Here is a 17,330-nt window from a genome sequence, read left to right as displayed (position 1 = left end):
CCTATGAAGTTTCCAGGAAGATTTACCAGCGGCGTGCTGATGCTGATCACCAGCTCTGCGGCGTTGGCGCAAAGTGAATTGGATGTGCGGGTCAAACCGTCCAACGACGAACTGAAAGCCAATATAGAGGGCTATATCGGCAGCCTCGGGGATCGTGACGAAGAAGCGCTGTTGCGCTTCAGTCGGGGTGCCGAGGAACAGGCGCGCAAGGCCGCCCAGGCCCTGGGGTATTACCAGCCGCAGATCGAAAGTGATGTGAAGGGCGGCAAGACGCCGCGCCTGGTGCTAAGCGTCGAGCCCGGCGAACCGATCCACCTGCGCACGGTGACCATCCGCATCGATGGCCCGGCGGCCTCGCTCAAATCCTTCCGCGTCCCGAAGAGCACGGCGCTGAAAACCGGCGCGGTGCTCAATCACGGCCATTATGAAGACGCCAAGCGGCTGATCCAGAACCAGGCCTCGCGTTATGGCTTCTTCAGCGGTCGTTTCACGCGGCAGAAGCTCGCCATTGACCCGCGAGCCGGTGTCGCCGATATCGAGCTGGTGTACGACAGCGGTCCGCGTTATGCGTTGGGCAAAGTCAGTTTCGAAGGTGACACGCCGTTCGACGAAGACCTGCTGCAACGCATGGTGCCGTTCAAGGCGGGCACGCCTTACGATTCCGAACTGATCGCCGAACTGAACCGCAACCTGCAATCGAGCGGCTATTTCGAAGGCGTGCGCGTCGATGCTGCGCCGACGGCGTCCAAAGAGGACGTGATCCCGGTGGACGTCAAGCTCGAAACCCGAAAACCGCGCACCATGGGGCTCGGCCTGGGGTACTCCACCGATGTCGGCCCCAGGGTCAAGGCCAACTGGACGCGGCATTGGGTCAACCCACAGGGCCACAGTTATGGTTGGGAAACCGAAATCTCGGCGCCACGGCAGAACGTCGGGGTGTTCTACGACATCCCCCTGGACCCGCCGCTCACCGACAAACTGCGTTTCGCCGGTGGTTATCAGAATGAAGAAATCGCCGACAAGGACAGCCTGAGCAAGTTGCTGACCCTGGGGCCCGAGTGGCACAGCAAGTTGCCCAGCGGCTGGCAGCGGGTGGTGTCACTCAAGTGGCAGCGCGAAGAATATCGGCTCGGTGACGATTCCGGCCTCAGTACCCTGCTGATGCCCGGGGTCAGCTACTCGTACCTCAAAAGCGACAACCGCATTGATCCGCACAACGGCTATCGCCTGGAATTCGACACCAAGGTGGCCAAGGAAGGCCTGGGGTCGGACAACAACCTGTTTTACGGCACGGCGTTGGTCAAGGGCCTGACCACGGTTTTCGACAAGCACCGTTTCCTCGGTCGGATCCAGGTCGGTGGCAGCGCCACCAACGGCTACAAGTCGGTGCCGCCGTCCCTGCGCTTCTTTGCCGGCGGCGATCAAAGCGTGCGCGGCTACGACTATCAGAGCCTGTCCCCGGAAAACTCCGAGGGCGACCGCATCGGTGGCCGCTACATGGTGGCGGCCAGCGCCGAGTATCAGTATTCCGTCGCCGAAAAATGGCGGGTCGCGACCTTCATCGACCAGGGCAACTCTTTCAACAAACTCGAACTGCCCAACCTCAAGACCGGGGTCGGTATCGGCGTGCGCTGGGTGTCGCCGGTGGGGCCGATTCGCCTTGACCTGGCCCACGCGCTGGATGATGACGGCGGCATTCGACTGCACTTTTCCATGGGGCCCGAGCTGTGAAGCGTGGTTTGAAAGTAACGCTGCTGGCGATTCCGACATTGCTGGTGCTGGTGGTGCTTGCCGTGACCGCGGTGCTGGGCACGACGGCGGGCAGCCGTTGGGTGCTCGGGTTCGTGCCGGGTTTGTCGGTGGAGAATTTCCAGGGGCGGCTGGGTGGGCAGTGGAGCGCCGACCATGTCCGCTGGCAACAGGACACCAGCCGGGTTGAGCTGGACCGGGTGATTTTTGCCTGGTCGCCCGGGTGTCTTGTGCGCATGACCTTGTGCATCGAGCAGTTGAAGGCCGATCAGGTCAGCCTGCAATTCCCGCCGGGTACGGAGGAGGGTGATAGCAACCCGATCAGCCTGCCGGACCTGAAATTGCCGCTGGCCCTGGAGCTGGGTGACGTACAGGTCGGTCGGTTGTTGTTCAACGGCAGCGAGGAGCTCAAGGGCTTGCAACTGGCGGCGCACTGGACCGCACAGGGCTTGCAGATCGATGCCGTGCGCTTGCAGCGCGACGACATGAGCCTGAACCTGTCCGGGTTGCTGCAACCCTCGGGCGACTGGCCGCTGACGGCTTCGGGACAACTGCAGCTGTCGACCCCGGCACCCTGGACGCTGGACCTCAACGTCAACGGTGACCTGCTCAAGACCCTGAAACTGCACGCCGACAGCCACGGTTACCTCGACGGCCAGTTGAGCGGAGAATTGCAGCCGCTGGCGCAAAACCTGCCTGCACGGGTGCAGATCACGGCGGATGGTTTCAAGCCCGCCGCCGACCTGCCGGACACCCTGCAACTCAATCAGCTGCAACTGAGCGGCGAGGGTGATCTGAAAAGCGGCTATCAACTGCGTGGCACCGCCACGCTGCCAGCCGAGCAAGGCCCCGTCGCCTTGGTGCTGCAAGGCAAGGTCGACGCCAGCGGCGCGCAAATTGCCGGCCTGGACCTGACGGCCAACGACAAGCAGAGCCTCAAGCTGACAGGCGCTGTCGACTGGAGCAAAGGGCTGAGCGCCACGGCCAACATCGATTGGCTGGACTTTCCCTGGCACCGTCTCTATCCGCTGATCGATGAACCGGAGGTGGCCCTGCGCAGCTTCAAGGGTGAAGTCTCCTACACCGATGGCCACTACCTGGGCAACTTCAAGGCCGCGCTGGATGGCCCGGCCGGGGCGTTCAGCCTGAGCAGCCCGTTCGCCGGCAACCTGAGCAGCCTCTACCTGCAACAGATCCAGCTCGAAGCGGGGCAGGGCAAGGCCGAAGGGCACCTGAACCTGCAATTCGCCGAGGGCCTCGCCTGGGACACCGCGCTCGACCTGTCGGCCATCAACCCGGCCTACTGGGTCGCGGAATTGCCCGGTGTTCTCGCGGGGCCTCTGCGCAGCAAGGGCGAGCTGAAGAATGAAAGACTCAGCCTCAATGCCGATCTCGATCTCAAGGGCAAGCTGCGCGGTCAACCGGCGGTGATCCAGGCCAAGGCCGACGGTGGCGGCGAGCAGTGGAACCTCAATGCCCTGCAAATCCGCCTCGGCGACAACAGCATCAGCGGCAAGGGCAGCCTGCAAGAGAAGCTCGCCGGCCAGATCGACCTCAAGCTGCCGCGCCTGGCCCAGCTCTGGCCGCAACTGCGCGGCCAGATCAACGGCCGGATCGATGTGGCCGGCACGCTCAAGGCGCCGCAGGGCAAGCTCGGGTTGCAAGGCACGCAATTGGCGTTCCAGGACAACCGCCTGCAAAGCCTCAACCTCGACGCCACCCTCGACAGCGCGCAACGGGCCAAAGTCGACCTCAAGGGCAGCGGCATCCAGGTCGGCGACACCGCCCTGGGCACGCTGACGGCCAGCGGCCAGGGCGATATCAAAAAGCAGCAGCTCGCGCTCGACCTGCAAGGCCCGCAGTTGAAGCTGGCCATGGGCTTCGACGGCGCGCTGGACAAGGGCAACTGGCGCGGTCGTCTGGCCAGCGGCGATATCCAGGCCGGCGGCCAGGACTGGAGGCTGCAAGGCCCGGCGAAGCTCGAACGGCTGGCCGACGGCAAAATCAATTTCGGCGCCCATTGCTGGAGGTCCGGCGAGGCCAGTCTTTGCGGCGAGGACCAGCGCCTGATGCCGGAGCCCAAGCTGCGTTACCACCTCAAGCAATTCCCCATCGACAGCCTGGCGCAGTGGTTGCCCAAGGATTTCGCCTGGAAGGGCATGCTCAACGCCGACGTGCAACTGGACCTGCCGGCCAGCGGCCCGAATGGTCTGATCAGCCTCGATGCCGGTGGCGGCACCTTGCGCATGAGGGATAAGGACCAGTGGCTTGACTTCCCGTACCAGACCCTGAAACTCACCAGCAAACTGGCGCCCAAGCGCATCGACAGCGAGCTGGTGTTCGTCGGCAACAAACTCGGCGAATTGAACGTGCAGGCGCAGATCAATCCGTTGGCGAAGAACAAGCCGCTGACCGGCTCATTCCGTCTCAATGGCCTCGACCTGTCGGTGGCGCGACCCTTCGTGCCGATGGTCGAGAAAATCGGCGGACGCCTGAACGGCAGCGGCACGATCGCCGGTACGCTGATGGCACCGCTGGTCAACGGCAACCTGCTGCTCAGCGATGGCGAAGTGTCCGGGCCGGAACTGCCGATGGAAATGCAAGCGTTGCAAGTGCAAGCGGTCATCGCCGGTGAAACCGTGCAATTGAAGGGCGGCTGGAAGAGCGGGCCGAAGGGGCAGGGCAGCCTGAGCGGCGACATCGCCTGGGGTCAGGCGCTGGTGCTGGACCTGTCGCTCAAGGGGACGCAGTTGCCGGTGACAGTCGAGCCCTACGCCAAGCTGGAAGTCGAGCCGGACCTGCACATTTCGATGAAGGGCGATGAACTGGCGGTTGCCGGCAAGGTGCGGGTGCCTCGGGGGGCGATCACCGTGCGCGAGCTGCCGCCGTCGACGGTCAAGCTCTCGGACGATGCCGTGATCATCGGCCAGCAGACCGAAGAGGGCAAACCGCCGGTGGCCATGAAGATGGACATCGATGTACAGGTCGGCGAGGACAAACTGAGCTTTGCCGGTTTTGGCCTGACCGCCAACCTGCAGGGGCATGTGCACATCGGCGACAACCTCGACACCCGGGGCGAGCTGTGGCTCAACGATGGACGTTACCGCGCCTACGGCCAGCGGCTGACGGTGCGCCGCGCGCGCCTGTTGTTTGCCGGGCCGATCGATCAGCCCTACCTGGACATCGAAGCCATACGCCAGACCGACGACGTCATTGCCGGCATTCGCCTCAGTGGCAGCGCCGAGCAGCCGACCACGCAGATCTTTTCCGAGCCGGCGATGAGCCAGGAGCAGGCCTTGTCCTATCTGGTGCTGGGGCGTCCGCTGAGCACCACCGGCGAAGACAACAACATGCTGGCGCAAGCCGCGCTCGGCCTGGGCCTTATGGGCAGCGCCGGGGTCACCGGCAAGCTGGCCAGCGGCCTGGGGATCGAGGATTTCCAGCTCGACACCGAAGGCAGCGGCAACACCACCAGCGTGGTCGCCAGCGGCAACCTCTCGGAAAAACTCAGCCTGCGCTATGGCGTCGGCGTGTTCGAGCCGGCCAATACCATCGCCTTGCGCTACAAGCTGAGCAAGAAGGTATACCTGGAGGCGGCGGGGGGGGTGGCCAGCTCGCTGGATATCTTCTACAAGCGCGATTTCTAGGTCCGTTCTGTCCGCGAGTCCGCGTGCTCTTCATCGCTGGCAAGCCAGCTCCCACAGGTATCGCGGCGTGCATAGATCCAGCGGCTGACTCAGATCCCTGTAGGAGCGAGCTTGCTCCGGGCGGCGTTCCGACGATGGACGTCCGGTCACCGCCGTTAATCAGACAGCCCCGTCATCGTTGATCACCATCGCGAGCAGGCTCGCTCCCACAGAAAATTCCTTCGCCTTCCGTCAATTAAATAAAAAGCTAACTAACTAATGCTTGGACATTTGCTGCCTAGGCAGTAACATCTCGTCATACATTCACTGCCTAGGCAGATAATTGGTGATCAGATGAGCCATTTCACCCCGGACAACTTCCACAATTGCCATCTCGGCCTCTTGCTCGGACGCGCGGCGTTGCTCAAGGATCGGATCATCGACACCCACATGGAACCCCATGGCATCACCGCCGCGCAGTTCAAGGTGCTGATCATCATGGCCCAGTTCGGCATCGACACCCCCGCCGAATTGTGCCGCCACCTGTCGCTCGACAGTGGTTCGATGACGCGCATGCTCGATCGTCTGGAGCAGAAAGGTTTCCTCGCTCGCCAGCGCTCCGACGCTGATCGCCGCCAGGTGCAGCTCGTGCTCACGGCGCAAGGCCGGCAGTTGGCCGATCGCCTGCCGCAGATCGGCGCCGAGGCGATGAACGAGCTGGCGGGTGCGATCACCGCGCAAGAGTTGATCACCCTGGAACAGATCCTGAAGAAAATCCTGGTGGCCGCCGGTGACTCGATCACCTTGCTGCGGGTAGGTGACAAATGAACGGCAATACCCTGCGCACCGGCCTGAGCGCGGTGCTGGCTGCCATGATGCTGGCCGGCTGCGCCAGTTACAGCGGCCTGGCCCCCGAAGGCAAAAGCCTCGACGCAAAAACCCTGCAGGCCGGGCAATCCCTGAGTGGCGTGAGCCTGTCGCCGGCGGCCTGGCCAGCATCCGATTGGTGGAAAACCCTGGGCGACCCGCAGCTCGACGGCCTGATCCGCGAAGCGCTGAAAGACAGCCCCGACATGCAGATTGCCGACGCCCGTGCCCATCAGGCGAGTGCGGCCGCTTATGCCGCCGATGCCGCCCGCACGCCGACCCTCGATGCCAGCGCCGGCGTCAGCCGTTCACGCCTGGCCCGCGATCAGGACCCGAGGGGCGAGGGTGATGCGTACTCCACCGTGCGCAATATCGGCGCCAGTTTCAACTACAACTTCGATCTCTGGGGTGGCCAGCGTGATGCCTGGGAAGCCGCGTTGGGCCAGGCCCGCGCCGCCGAAGTCGACCAGCAGGCGGCGCAACTGACCCTGGCGGCGGACGTTGCCCGGGCCTACAGCGACCTGGGCCAGGCGCACATCATTCATGACCTGGCCACGGAAGACCTCAAGCGCACCCGGCAGATGCTCGAGCTGAGCCAGCGGCGCCTGAGTGCCGGCATCGACAGCCAGTACCAGTTCCAGCAGACCGAAAGCCTGGAAGCCTCGTCACAGGCCAGCCTGATCGACGCCGAAAAACGCCTGCAAAGCGCGAAGATCGCCCTGGCGGTCCTGCTCGGCAAGGGCCCGGATCGCGGCAATGAAATCGCCCGGCCGAAGATTCTCCAGCCCGGCGCCGTCGCCTTGCCGTCGGTGTTGCCTGCCGAGTTGCTGGGCCGGCGTCCGGACCTAGTGGCGGCGCGCTGGCGCGTCGAGGCGGCGAGCAAGGACATCGACGCCGGCAAGACCCGCTTCTACCCCAACTTGAACCTCAGCGCCGCCGCCGGTGCCGAATCCTTGCTGGGTGATGCGATGTTCGGTTCTGCCAGTCGTTTCTTCAACATCGCCCCCACGGTCTCGGTGCCGATTTTCGACGGCGGTCGCCTGCGCGCCGACCTCGATGCCCGCGATGCCGATTACGACCTCGCCGTGGCGCAGTACAACAAGAGCCTGGTGAAAGCGCTGGGCGATATCAGCGACAACATCAACCAGTTGCGCGACATCGGCCGGCAGATCAATGCTCAGCAGCACGCGACCGAGATTGCCCAGGACTCCTACGACACCGTGGTCCAGCGCTACGGTTCCGGTATCGGCAACTACCTGGACGTGCTCAGTATCGAGCAGCAGTTGCTCCAGGCCCAGCGCCAACTGGCGAACCTCAATGCCGAGCAGATCGACCTGTCGATCCAGTTGATGCAGGCGTTGGGCGGCGGTTTTCAGGGTGAAAACCTGGCCGCCGTCGACGCCGCCGGCACAACACCCGCCACGCAGACCCACTAATTCAAGGTAATTGTCATGGCCACTGCCCCCACTCAAACCCCTGACGCTGCAGACAACGGCAATCCGCGCAAACGCAAGTTCATGCTGTTGGTACTGGCGGTCGTGGTAATCCTCGCCGGTCTCGGCGTCTGGGGTTATCACGAATTCTACGGCCGCTGGAACGAGAGCACCGACGATGCCTACGTGAACGGCAACGTGGTGGAAATCACGCCGCTGGTCACCGGCACCGTGGTCAGCATCGGCGCCGACGATGGCGACCTGGTCCACGAAGGCCAGGTTCTGGTCAACTTCGACCCGAACGATGCGCAAGTCGGCCTGCAAAGTGCACAGGCCAAACTGGCGCGCACCGTGCGTCAAGTGCGTGGCCTGTACAGCAATGTCGACGGCATGAAGGCCCAGGTCAACGCCCAGCAGGCCGAAGTGCAGAAGGCCCAGGACAACTTCACCCGGCGCAAGAACCTGGCCGCCGGCGGGGCGATTTCCCAGGAAGAGCTGTCCCACGCCCGCGACGATCTGACCTCGGCGCAGAACGCCTTGGCCAACGCCAGGCAGCAATTGAAAACCTCCAGCGCGCTGGTCGATGACACCGTGGTGTCGTCGCACCCGGACGTGATGGAGGCCGCCGCGCAGCTACGTCAGGCTTACCTCACCAATGCGCGCAGCACCCTGATCGCACCGGTCACCGGTTACGTCGCCAAGCGTTCCGTGCAACTGGGCCAACGGGTTCAGCCGGGCACCGCGCTGATGGCGGTGATCCCGCTGGATCAGCTGTGGATCGACGCCAACTTCAAGGAAACCCAACTGCGTGACATGCGCATCGGCCAGCCGGTGGACATCGAGGCCGACCTTTACGGCAGCGACGTGAAATTCAGCGGCACCATCGACAGCCTCGGCGCCGGCACCGGCAGTGCGTTTGCCCTGCTGCCGGCGCAAAACGCCACCGGCAACTGGATCAAGATCGTGCAGCGGGTTCCGGTGCGGATCCACATCAATGCCGAAGAGCTGGCCAAACACCCGTTGCGTGTAGGCCTGTCCACCCAAGTCGATGTGAACCTGCGCGACCAGAGCGGCCCGGTGTTGGCGCAGCAACCACCGCAAAAGGCCTCGTTCAGCACCACCGTCTACGACCGTCAGTTGGCCGAAGCCGACGCAATGATCACGCAGTTGATCCACGACAACAGCGCCGCTGTCAGCAAGACCGCGCAGCGCTGATACCACACAAATCCTGTGGGAGCGGGCTTGCTCGCGAATGCGTTTTTTCAGCCGACATCTGTGTCATCTGACACTACGCATTCGCGGGCAAGCCCGCTCCCACAGGAAGGGGCGGCTGCGCCCGTCCTCATGTTTGCATAGGATCCGCGATGAGCAATAACGCGTCTTTCACGCCCCCCAGCCTGCTGCTCAGTACCATCGGGCTGTCGCTGGCGACCTTCATGCAAGTGCTCGACACCACCATCGCCAACGTGGCGTTGCCGACCATCTCCGGCAACCTCGGCGTGAGTTCGGAGCAGGGCACCTGGGTGATCACTTCTTTCGCCGTGAGCAACGCGATCGCGCTGCCGCTGACCGGCTGGCTCAGCCGGCGCTTCGGCGAAGTGAAACTGTTCCTGTGGGCGACGATCCTGTTTGTACTGGCCTCGTTTCTCTGCGGCATTTCCACCTCGATGCCGGAACTGATCGGCTTCCGGGTCCTGCAGGGGCTGGTGGCCGGGCCGTTGTACCCGATGACCCAGACGCTGCTGATCGCGGTCTATCCGCCGGCGCGACGCGGCATGGCCCTGGCGTTGCTGGCGATGGTCACGGTGGTGGCGCCGATTGCCGGGCCGATTCTGGGCGGCTGGATCACCGACAGCTACAGCTGGCCGTGGATCTTCTTCATCAACGTGCCCATCGGCATTTTCGCGGTGATGGTGGTGCGCCAGCAGCTCAAGGCGCGTCCGGTGGAAACCAGTCGCCAGCCGATGGATTACATCGGGCTGATTTCGCTGATCATCGGCGTCGGGGCGTTGCAGGTGATCCTCGACAAGGGCAACGACCTGGACTGGTTCGAATCCAACTTCATCCTGATCGGCGCGGCCATTTCGGTGATCGCCCTGGCGGTGTTCGTGATCTGGGAAATGACCGACCAGCACCCGGTGGTCAACCTGCGGCTGTTCGCCTACCGCAACTTTCGCATCGGCACCCTGGTGCTGGTGCTGGGTTATGCCGGTTTCTTCGGCATCAATTTGATCCTGCCGCAGTGGCTGCAAACCCAGATGGGTTATACGGCGACCTGGGCCGGGCTCGCGGTGGCGCCGATCGGGATCCTGCCGGTGCTGATGTCACCCTTCGTCGGCAAGTACGCACACAAGTTCGACCTGCGCCTGCTGGCGGGGCTGGCGTTCCTGGCGATCGGCCTGAGTTGCTTCATGCGCGCCGGGTTCACCAACGAAGTGGACTTCCAGCACATCGCCCTGGTGCAGCTGTTCATGGGCATAGGCGTGGCGCTGTTCTTCATGCCGACCCTCAGCATCCTGATGTCGGACCTGCCGCCCAACCAGATCGCCGACGGCGCAGGCCTGGCGACCTTCCTGCGGACGTTGGGCGGCAGCTTCGCCGCGTCGCTGACCACCTGGATCTGGATTCGCCGTGCCGATCAGCACCATGCCTACATGAGCGAAAGCATCAGCACCTACGAACCGGCCACCCGCGAGGCCCTCAATGCGCTGGGCGGGGCGAGCAACCCGGCCTACGCGCAGCTCGACCATGTGCTGACCAGCCAGGCGTACATGCTCTCCACGGTGGATTACTTCACGCTGCTGGGCTGGGCGTTCATGGGGCTGATCGTGATCGTCTGGCTGGCGAAACCGCCGTTCGCGGCGAAGGCCGGGCCAGCGGCGTCGGGGCACTAAGCCGGACACGGTTAACTGTGGGAGCGGGCTTGCTCGCGAAGGCGGTGTGTCAGCTGATACAGATGTCGACTGACACACCGCCTTCGCGAGCAAGCCCGCTCCCACAAGGGGATTTGTGCGTGCCGTCAGATTGCAGGCGCAGCCAACGCCGGCGGCGGGGCAAAATCGAACGGTGCCAGGGCAAAGCCGCTTTCATCGACCTGCAACGCCCAGCCCTGGCGATCCCAATCCCCCAGCACAATGCGCCGGGCCGCGTGTTCGCCCAGTTGCAGCTTGTGGATGGCAGGGCGGTGGGTGTGGCCGTGGATCAAGGTCTTCACGCCGTACTGCTGCATGATCCGTGGAATTTCTTCGGGCGTGACATCGACGATGTCGTTGGCCTTCATCCGCGTCTGTGCGCGACTTTCGCTGCGCAGCTTGCGCGCCAGCTTGTGCCGGGTGCGCAACGGCAGGTGGCGCAGGATGAACAGCGTGAGCGGGTTGCGCAGATAACGACGCAGCTTCATGTAGGCTTCGTCGCGGGTGCACAGGCTGTCGCCGTGCATCAACAGCACCGGCTCGCCGTAGAACTGCACGACACTCGGGTCCTTCAGCAGGGTGCAGCCGGCCTGTTTGCAGAAGGCCTGGCCAAGCATGAAGTCGCGATTGCCGTGCATCAGGAATATGGCCGTGCCGCTGTCTCTGAGATCGCGCAGGGCCTGGCAGATGGAGCGCTGGAACGGGGTCATGGCATCGTCGCCGATCCATGCTTCAAAAAAGTCACCGAGGATGTACAGCGCACTCGCGGTGCGGGCGCGTCCGGCGAGCAAATCCAGAAACGCCCGGGTGATGTCCGGGCGCTCCTCTTCCAGATGCAAGTCTGAAATCAGCAGTATCACTCAATGATCTCGGCTTTCTCGATGATCACGTCGTCTGCTGGCACGTCCTGGTGGCCGGCCTTCATGGTGGTCGAAACGCCTTTGATCTTGTCGACGACGTCCTGGCCCTGGGTCACTTCACCGAATACCGCGTAGCCCCAGCCCTGGGTGTTCTTGGCGCTGTGGTTGAGGAAGCTGTTGTCGGTCACGTTGATGAAGAACTGTGCCGAAGCCGAATGCGGCTCCATGGTGCGGGCCATGGCGACGGTGTACTTGTTGTTCGAAAGACCGTTGTCGGCTTCGTTCTGAATGCTTGGGCGCTTGTCTTTCTTTTCTTTCATGCCTGGCTCGAAACCGCCGCCCTGGATCATGAAGTTACCGATGACACGGTGGAAAATAGTGTTTTCGTAGTGACCGGCTTTGACGTATTCAACGAAGTTGGCCACGGTGATCGGGGCTTTTTCGGCGTTCAGGGTCAGAACGATGTCGCCAAAGTTGGTAGTCAGTTTGACTTGGGTCATGATCGGTACTCTTTCTGGGGAATGCTTGGGCATTGGAACGTTTCGCTCCGCTGCCGGTTCAGCCTGATCGGCCAAGGTGCGCAGTTTAGCGTGACAGGCGCGAATTTCGAGGCTGTTTTTTCTTTTATCACCGATTAAATGCGACCGTTTGCAGGGCACGCTCTGTCAGGCGCTTGACGGCATCGGCTATGATAGCGGCTTTGTTTTGTCTGGCTGTCTTCCGGCCGCGCACTTGTACGTTCAAGGATCCTATGAGCAAGCCCACTGTCGACCCTACCTCGAATTCCAAGACCGGCCCTGCCGTGCCGGTCAATTTCCTGCGCCCGATCATCCAGGCGGACCTGGACTCGGGTAAGCACACGCAGATCGTCACCCGTTTTCCGCCTGAGCCCAACGGTTACCTGCACATCGGTCACGCCAAGTCGATCTGTGTGAACTTCGGCCTGGCCCAGGAATTCGGTGGCGTCACGCACCTGCGTTTCGACGACACCAACCCGGCCAAGGAAGACCAGGAATACATCGACGCGATCGAAAGCGACGTCAAATGGCTGGGCTTCGAATGGTCCGGCGAAGTGCGCTACGCCTCGCAGTATTTCGACCAGTTGCACGACTGGGCCGTCGAGCTGATCAAGGCCGGCAAGGCCTACGTTGACGACCTGAGCCCGGAGCAGGCCAAGGAATACCGTGGCAGCCTGACCGAGCCGGGTCGCAACAGCCCGTTCCGTGATCGCTCCGTGGAAGAGAACCTCGACTGGTTCGCCCGCATGCGTGCCGGCGAGTTCCCGGACGGCGCACGGGTGCTGCGCGCGAAGATCGACATGGCCTCGCCGAACATGAACCTGCGCGATCCGATCATGTACCGCATCCGTCATGCGCATCACCACCAGACGGGCGACAAGTGGTGCATCTACCCCAACTATGACTTCACCCACGGTCAGTCGGACGCCATCGAAGGCATCACCCACTCGATCTGCACCCTGGAGTTCGAAAGCCACCGTCCGTTGTACGAGTGGTTCCTCGACAACCTGCCGGTGCCGGCGAACCCGCGCCAGTACGAGTTCAGCCGCCTGAACCTGAACTACACCATCACCAGCAAGCGCAAGCTCAAGCAACTGGTGGACGAGAAGCACGTCAACGGCTGGGATGACCCGCGCATGTCCACGCTGTCGGGCTTCCGTCGCCGTGGCTACACGCCGAAATCGATCCGCAACTTCTGCGAAATGGTCGGCACCAACCGCTCCGACGGCGTGGTCGACTTTGGCATGCTCGAGTTCAGCATCCGCGACGATCTCGACCACAGCGCCCCGCGTGCCATGTGCGTGCTGCGTCCGCTGAAAGTCGTGATCACCAACTACCCGGAAGGCCAGGTCGAGAACCTCGAACTGCCGTGCCACCCGAAAGAAGACATGGGCGTTCGCGTCCTGCCGTTCGCCCGTGAGATCTACATCGACCGTGAAGACTTCATGGAAGAGCCGCCAAAGGGCTACAAGCGTCTGGAGCCTGCCGGCGAAGTGCGCCTGCGCGGCAGCTACGTGATCCGTGCCGACGAAGCGATCAAGGACGCCGATGGCAACATCGTCGAACTGCGTTGCTCCTACGATCCGGACACCCTGGGCAAGAACCCCGAAGGCCGCAAGGTCAAGGGCGTGATCCACTGGGTGCCGGCCGCGGCCAGCGTCGAGTGCGAAGTGCGCCTGTACGATCGCCTGTTCCGCTCCCCGAACCCGGAGAAGGCCGAAGACAGCGCAAGTTTCCTGGACAACATCAACCCTGATTCGCTGCAAGTGCTGACCGGTTGTCGTGCTGAACCCTCGCTGGGCCAGGCACAGCCGGAAGACCGTTTCCAGTTCGAGCGCGAAGGTTACTTCTGCGCGGATATCAAGGACTCGAAACCGGGTGCTCCGGTCTTCAACCGTACCGTGACCTTGCGTGATTCGTGGGGCCAGTGATTCAAGGAACCTCTGACGTGCTTTCGATCTACAACACGCTCACCAAGAGCAAAGAAGTCTTCAAGCCGCTGGATGGCAACAAGGTGCGCATGTATGTCTGCGGGATGACCGTGTACGACTACTGCCACCTGGGCCATGGCCGCAGCATGGTCGCGTTCGACCTGGTGACCCGCTGGTTGCGGTTCAGCGGCTACGACCTGACCTATGTGCGCAACATCACCGACATTGACGACAAGATCATCAATCGGGCCAACGAGAACGGCGAGTCGTTCGAAGCCTTGACCGAGCGCATGATCGCGGCGATGCACGAAGACGAAGCGCGCCTGAACATCCAGAAGCCGGACATGGAGCCGCGCGCCACCGGGCACATTCCCGGCATGCACGCGATGATCCAGACCCTGATCGACAAGGGTTACGCCTACGCCCCGGGCAATGGCGACGTGTACTACCGCGTCGCCAAGTTCATGGGCTACGGCAAGCTGTCGCGCAAGAAGATCGAAGACCTGCGCATCGGCGCGCGCATTGAAGTCGATGAGTCCAAGCAGGACCCGCTGGACTTCGTGCTGTGGAAAGGCGCCAAGCCGGGCGAGCCGAGCTGGCCCTCGCCGTGGGGCGACGGTCGTCCGGGCTGGCACATCGAGTGCTCGGTGATGTCCACCTGCTGCCTGGGCGAGACCTTCGACATCCATGGCGGTGGCAGCGATCTGGAGTTCCCGCACCACGAGAACGAAATCGCCCAGAGCGAAGCGGCCACCGGCAAGACCTACGCCAACGCGTGGATGCATTGCGGCATGATTCGCATCAATGGCGAGAAGATGTCCAAGTCCTTGAACAACTTCTTCACCATTCGCGACGTGCTGGAAAAGTACCACCCGGAAGTCGTGCGTTACCTGCTGGTGTCGAGCCACTATCGCAGCGCGATCAACTACTCGGAAGACAACCTCAAGGACGCCAAGGGCGCACTCGAGCGTTTCTACCATGCGCTCAAAGGCCTGCCGAGCGTGGCGCCTGCCGGTGGCGAGGCGTTCGTCGAGCGCTTCACCCAGGTGATGAACGACGACTTCGGTACGCCGGAAGCCTGTGCCGTGTTGTTCGAGATGGTCCGTGAGATCAACCGCCTGCGCGAGAGCGATCTCGATGCGGCGGCCGGTCTGGCGGCGCGCCTCAAGGAACTGGCTGGTGTGCTGGGTGTGTTGCAGCTCGAAGCCGAGGATTTCCTGCAGGCCGGTGCCGAAGGGCGCGTGGACGCCGCCCAGGTCGACGCGCTGATCGCGGCACGCCTGGCTGCGCGCGCTGGCAAGGACTGGGCCGAATCCGACCGCATCCGCGACCAGCTCACCGCCATGGGCGTGGTGCTGGAAGACGGCAAGGGCGGCACGACCTGGCGTCTGGCTGACTGATCGCTGCCATTGCTACAAACAAACCCGCCTTGTGCGGGTTTTGTTTTTTGGGCAGGGCACAAGTGAATTGGCGCCCAGGCTGACGTCTTCGCGAGCAAGCCCGCTCCCACAGGGATCACTGTCACCTGTGGGAGCGGGCTTGCTCTCGAAAGCGTCCTTTCGGCCAACCTGTCATTCCGTCTGGCGCAACCGCTTGTACAAGGTGTTCCTGCTGACCCCTAATCGCCGGGCCAAATGGGAGATATTCCCCCCCACCGCCTGCAACTGCCGATTCAAATCCTCGGCATCCTCCAGATCCACCATCAGGGGCTCTGGCGTCTCCACCGGCTCCATCTCCAGATCGACAAAAAAATCATCCGGCAAATGCTCCGGTCGCACCTGTTGCTCCTCGGCCATGGCGAGCGCCACCTGCATCACGCTGCTGACCTGACGCAGGTTGCCCGGCCACGGATGGCGGCTGAACAGCGCCATCACCTCCCGGCTCAGACCGGCCCATTGCGTCGGTTCGCGATGCTGCTCCCACAGACGCTTGAACAAGGCCTGCTTGTCGCTGCGTTCGCGCAATGGCGGCAGTTCCAGGGTCAGGCCGCCGATGCGGTAATACAGGTCTTCGCGAAAGCGGCCCAGCTGCACCTGTTCGCGCAGCGATCGGTTGGTCGCCGAGATGATGCGGATGTCCACCGCGAACAACTCGCTGCTGCCCACCGGTTGCACGCAACGCTCCTGCAACACCCGCAGCAGCCGCGCCTGGGTCGGCAGCGGCATGTCGCCAATCTCATCGAGGAACAGCGTACCTTTGTCGGCCTTGCGAATCAGGCCGATGCTGCCTTTCTGGTTGGCCCCGGTGAACGCACCTTTTTCATAGCCAAACAGCTCGGACTCCACCAGTTCGGCGGGGATGGCTGCGCAGTTGACGGCAATGAACGATTGTCGTTTGCGCGAGCTGGCTTGATGCAGGGCCTTGACGAAGACTTCCTTGCCGACGCCGGTTTCGCCGTGGATCAGCAACGGAATGTCCTTCTCCAGCAGGCGCTCGGCCTGGCGCACGGCCTTTTCCACGCGGCTGTCGCCGAAGTGCAGGGTCGTGAGGCTGATCGTGTCGGGCGAAGTCGCAGCCTGCTCGACGCGTTTGGGGTCGGAAAACAGCCGTGGCTGGATCGGCACCTGCTTCGGCCGGCGCAACACGCACTGGAAACGGTTGCGCCCCGAGGTTTGCAGTGCAAAAGGCAGACCCTCCGGCTGATTCAGCAGTTCCAGCAATGACACCTTGAACAGGCTTTCAACACTGACCCGCGACAAACGGATGCCCAACAGATTGTCGGCCCGGCGATTGGCCGAAAGCACCTGGCCGGTTTCATCGAAGATCAACAACCCGGCCCATTGGCTGTCCAGGTTGTTCAACCCGGTGTTGAACGTCAGTTGAAAATGCTGGCCATGGAACAGGTTGAGGATCAGCCGGTTTTCGACGGTCTGGCTCATCATCTTGACCATGCCCAGGGTGTGTGACGGTGGCAGGTAGCTGTCGCTGGACACATCCAGTACGGCGATCACCTTGCGCTCGGCATCGAAGATCGGCGCGGCGGAGCCGGTCATGAAGCGATTGGCCTTGAGAAAATGTTCATCGTGCTCGATGTGCACCGCCTGCTCGCAGGCCAGCGCGGTGCCGATGGCGTTGGTGCCGCTGCAACGCTCCATCCAGCTGGCGCCGGCACTGAACCCGCGACTCAGGCCGGGCTCGATGAAGCGCTGGGTGCCCCATGACGTCAGGACTTGGCCCTGGTTGTCGGCCAGCATGATCAGGCAGTTGGAGTTGCTGAGGATGTTCTCGTAGTAGGGCAGGACCTCCTGGTGCGTGGTCTGCACCAGTGAATGCTGGCTTTCCAGCAACTGGGCGATGCCATCTGCCGGCAACTGGTCAAAGGCGGGTGCGCTCTGGTGGTCGAGGCCGAAGGCGCGGCATCGTGACCATGAGTCCTGGATGATGGCGTCGTGGGAGAGCGGCGAGGCGGGTGCGGCCATGACAGTCGATCTCTG

At 62.9% G+C, this 17,330-nt stretch carries 11 protein-coding genes; 8 read left to right on the top strand and 3 right to left on the bottom strand.

The window, feature by feature from the left end:
- The first annotated feature begins 3 nt into the window (after positions 1-3).
- The 6 genes from QIW53_RS09860 to QIW53_RS09835 all read left to right on the top strand — a co-directional run bounded on the left by QIW53_RS09860 (position 4) and on the right by QIW53_RS09835 (position 10,569).
- Positions 4-1,731 (top strand): autotransporter assembly complex protein TamA, encoded by a 1,728-nt coding sequence (locus QIW53_RS09860; RefSeq protein ID WP_371049474.1) that lies wholly within the window; start codon positions 4-6, stop codon positions 1,729-1,731.
- Entirely contained in the window at positions 1,728-5,396 is a 3,669-nt protein-coding gene (locus tag QIW53_RS09855; RefSeq protein ID WP_371049473.1) for a translocation/assembly module TamB domain-containing protein, read from the top strand. The genes QIW53_RS09860 and QIW53_RS09855 overlap by 4 nt, the downstream gene beginning before the upstream one ends.
- 333 nt (positions 5,397-5,729) lie before the next feature.
- Positions 5,730-6,203, top strand: a complete 474-nt coding sequence (locus QIW53_RS09850) for a MarR family winged helix-turn-helix transcriptional regulator (protein WP_371049472.1) — start codon at positions 5,730-5,732, stop codon at positions 6,201-6,203.
- Positions 6,200-7,678, top strand: a complete 1,479-nt coding sequence (locus QIW53_RS09845; RefSeq protein WP_371049471.1) for an efflux transporter outer membrane subunit — start codon at positions 6,200-6,202, stop codon at positions 7,676-7,678. The genes QIW53_RS09850 and QIW53_RS09845 overlap by 4 nt, the downstream gene beginning before the upstream one ends.
- Positions 7,679-7,693: 15 nt before the next feature.
- On the top strand, positions 7,694-8,890 hold the full coding sequence (locus QIW53_RS09840) for an HlyD family secretion protein (RefSeq protein WP_371049470.1): 1,197 nt from the start codon (positions 7,694-7,696) through the stop codon (positions 8,888-8,890).
- Between the two features lie 149 nt (positions 8,891-9,039).
- Positions 9,040-10,569 (top strand): DHA2 family efflux MFS transporter permease subunit, encoded by a 1,530-nt coding sequence (locus QIW53_RS09835; RefSeq protein ID WP_371049469.1) that lies wholly within the window; start codon positions 9,040-9,042, stop codon positions 10,567-10,569.
- A gap of 125 nt (positions 10,570-10,694) precedes the next feature.
- Here the strand turns inward: QIW53_RS09835 and lpxH are convergent, their stop codons facing one another.
- Positions 10,695-11,447, bottom strand: coding sequence for a UDP-2,3-diacylglucosamine diphosphatase (gene lpxH, locus QIW53_RS09830; protein WP_371049468.1), 753 nt, complete (start codon positions 11,445-11,447; stop codon positions 10,695-10,697).
- Positions 11,444-11,947: a peptidylprolyl isomerase gene (locus tag QIW53_RS09825; RefSeq protein WP_371049467.1), complete on the bottom strand. Its 504-nt coding sequence runs from the start codon at positions 11,945-11,947 to the stop codon at positions 11,444-11,446. Before QIW53_RS09825 ends, lpxH begins: the two co-directional genes overlap by 4 nt.
- Before the next feature lie 251 nt (positions 11,948-12,198).
- Between QIW53_RS09825 and QIW53_RS09820 the strand changes: the two genes are divergently transcribed.
- Together QIW53_RS09820 and cysS are read left to right on the top strand one after the other, a co-directional pair.
- Complete coding sequence (locus QIW53_RS09820; RefSeq protein WP_371049466.1) at positions 12,199-13,896, top strand: glutamine--tRNA ligase/YqeY domain fusion protein; 1,698 nt, start codon at positions 12,199-12,201, stop codon at positions 13,894-13,896.
- A gap of 17 nt (positions 13,897-13,913) precedes the next feature.
- A complete protein-coding gene (cysS, locus tag QIW53_RS09815) occupies positions 13,914-15,296 on the top strand; it encodes a cysteine--tRNA ligase (RefSeq protein WP_371049465.1) in 1,383 nt (460 codons plus the stop codon).
- 171 nt (positions 15,297-15,467) lie between these two features.
- Here cysS and QIW53_RS09810 read toward each other — a convergent pair whose 3' ends face one another.
- Entirely contained in the window at positions 15,468-17,315 is a 1,848-nt protein-coding gene (locus QIW53_RS09810) for a sigma-54-dependent Fis family transcriptional regulator (RefSeq protein ID WP_371049464.1), read from the bottom strand.
- Positions 17,316-17,330: the final 15 nt, after the last annotated feature.

The sequence above is a fragment of the Pseudomonas fluorescens genome, from assembly GCF_041354075.1.
Lineage (GTDB): Bacteria > Pseudomonadota > Gammaproteobacteria > Pseudomonadales > Pseudomonadaceae > Aquipseudomonas > Aquipseudomonas fluorescens_CE.
Note: the sequence above shows the minus strand (reverse complement) of the source record. Positions and strands in the feature narration are given on the sequence as shown.

Bases quoted from the DNA above. Each gene is read 5' to 3' on its own strand.
- QIW53_RS09850 (WP_371049472.1), top strand. From the start codon at position 5,730: ATGAGCCATTTCACCCCGGACAACTTCCACAATTGCCATCTCGGCCTC.
- QIW53_RS09810 (WP_371049464.1), bottom strand. From the start codon at position 17,315: ATGGCCGCACCCGCCTCGCCGCTCTCCCACGACGCCATCATCCAGGAC.
- QIW53_RS09840 (WP_371049470.1), top strand. From the start codon at position 7,694: ATGGCCACTGCCCCCACTCAAACCCCTGACGCTGCAGACAACGGCAAT.
- QIW53_RS09845 (WP_371049471.1), top strand. From the start codon at position 6,200: ATGAACGGCAATACCCTGCGCACCGGCCTGAGCGCGGTGCTGGCTGCC.
- QIW53_RS09860 (WP_371049474.1), top strand. From the start codon at position 4: ATGAAGTTTCCAGGAAGATTTACCAGCGGCGTGCTGATGCTGATCACC.
- QIW53_RS09825 (WP_371049467.1), bottom strand. From the start codon at position 11,947: ATGACCCAAGTCAAACTGACTACCAACTTTGGCGACATCGTTCTGACC.
- QIW53_RS09820 (WP_371049466.1), top strand. From the start codon at position 12,199: ATGAGCAAGCCCACTGTCGACCCTACCTCGAATTCCAAGACCGGCCCT.
- QIW53_RS09835 (WP_371049469.1), top strand. From the start codon at position 9,040: ATGAGCAATAACGCGTCTTTCACGCCCCCCAGCCTGCTGCTCAGTACC.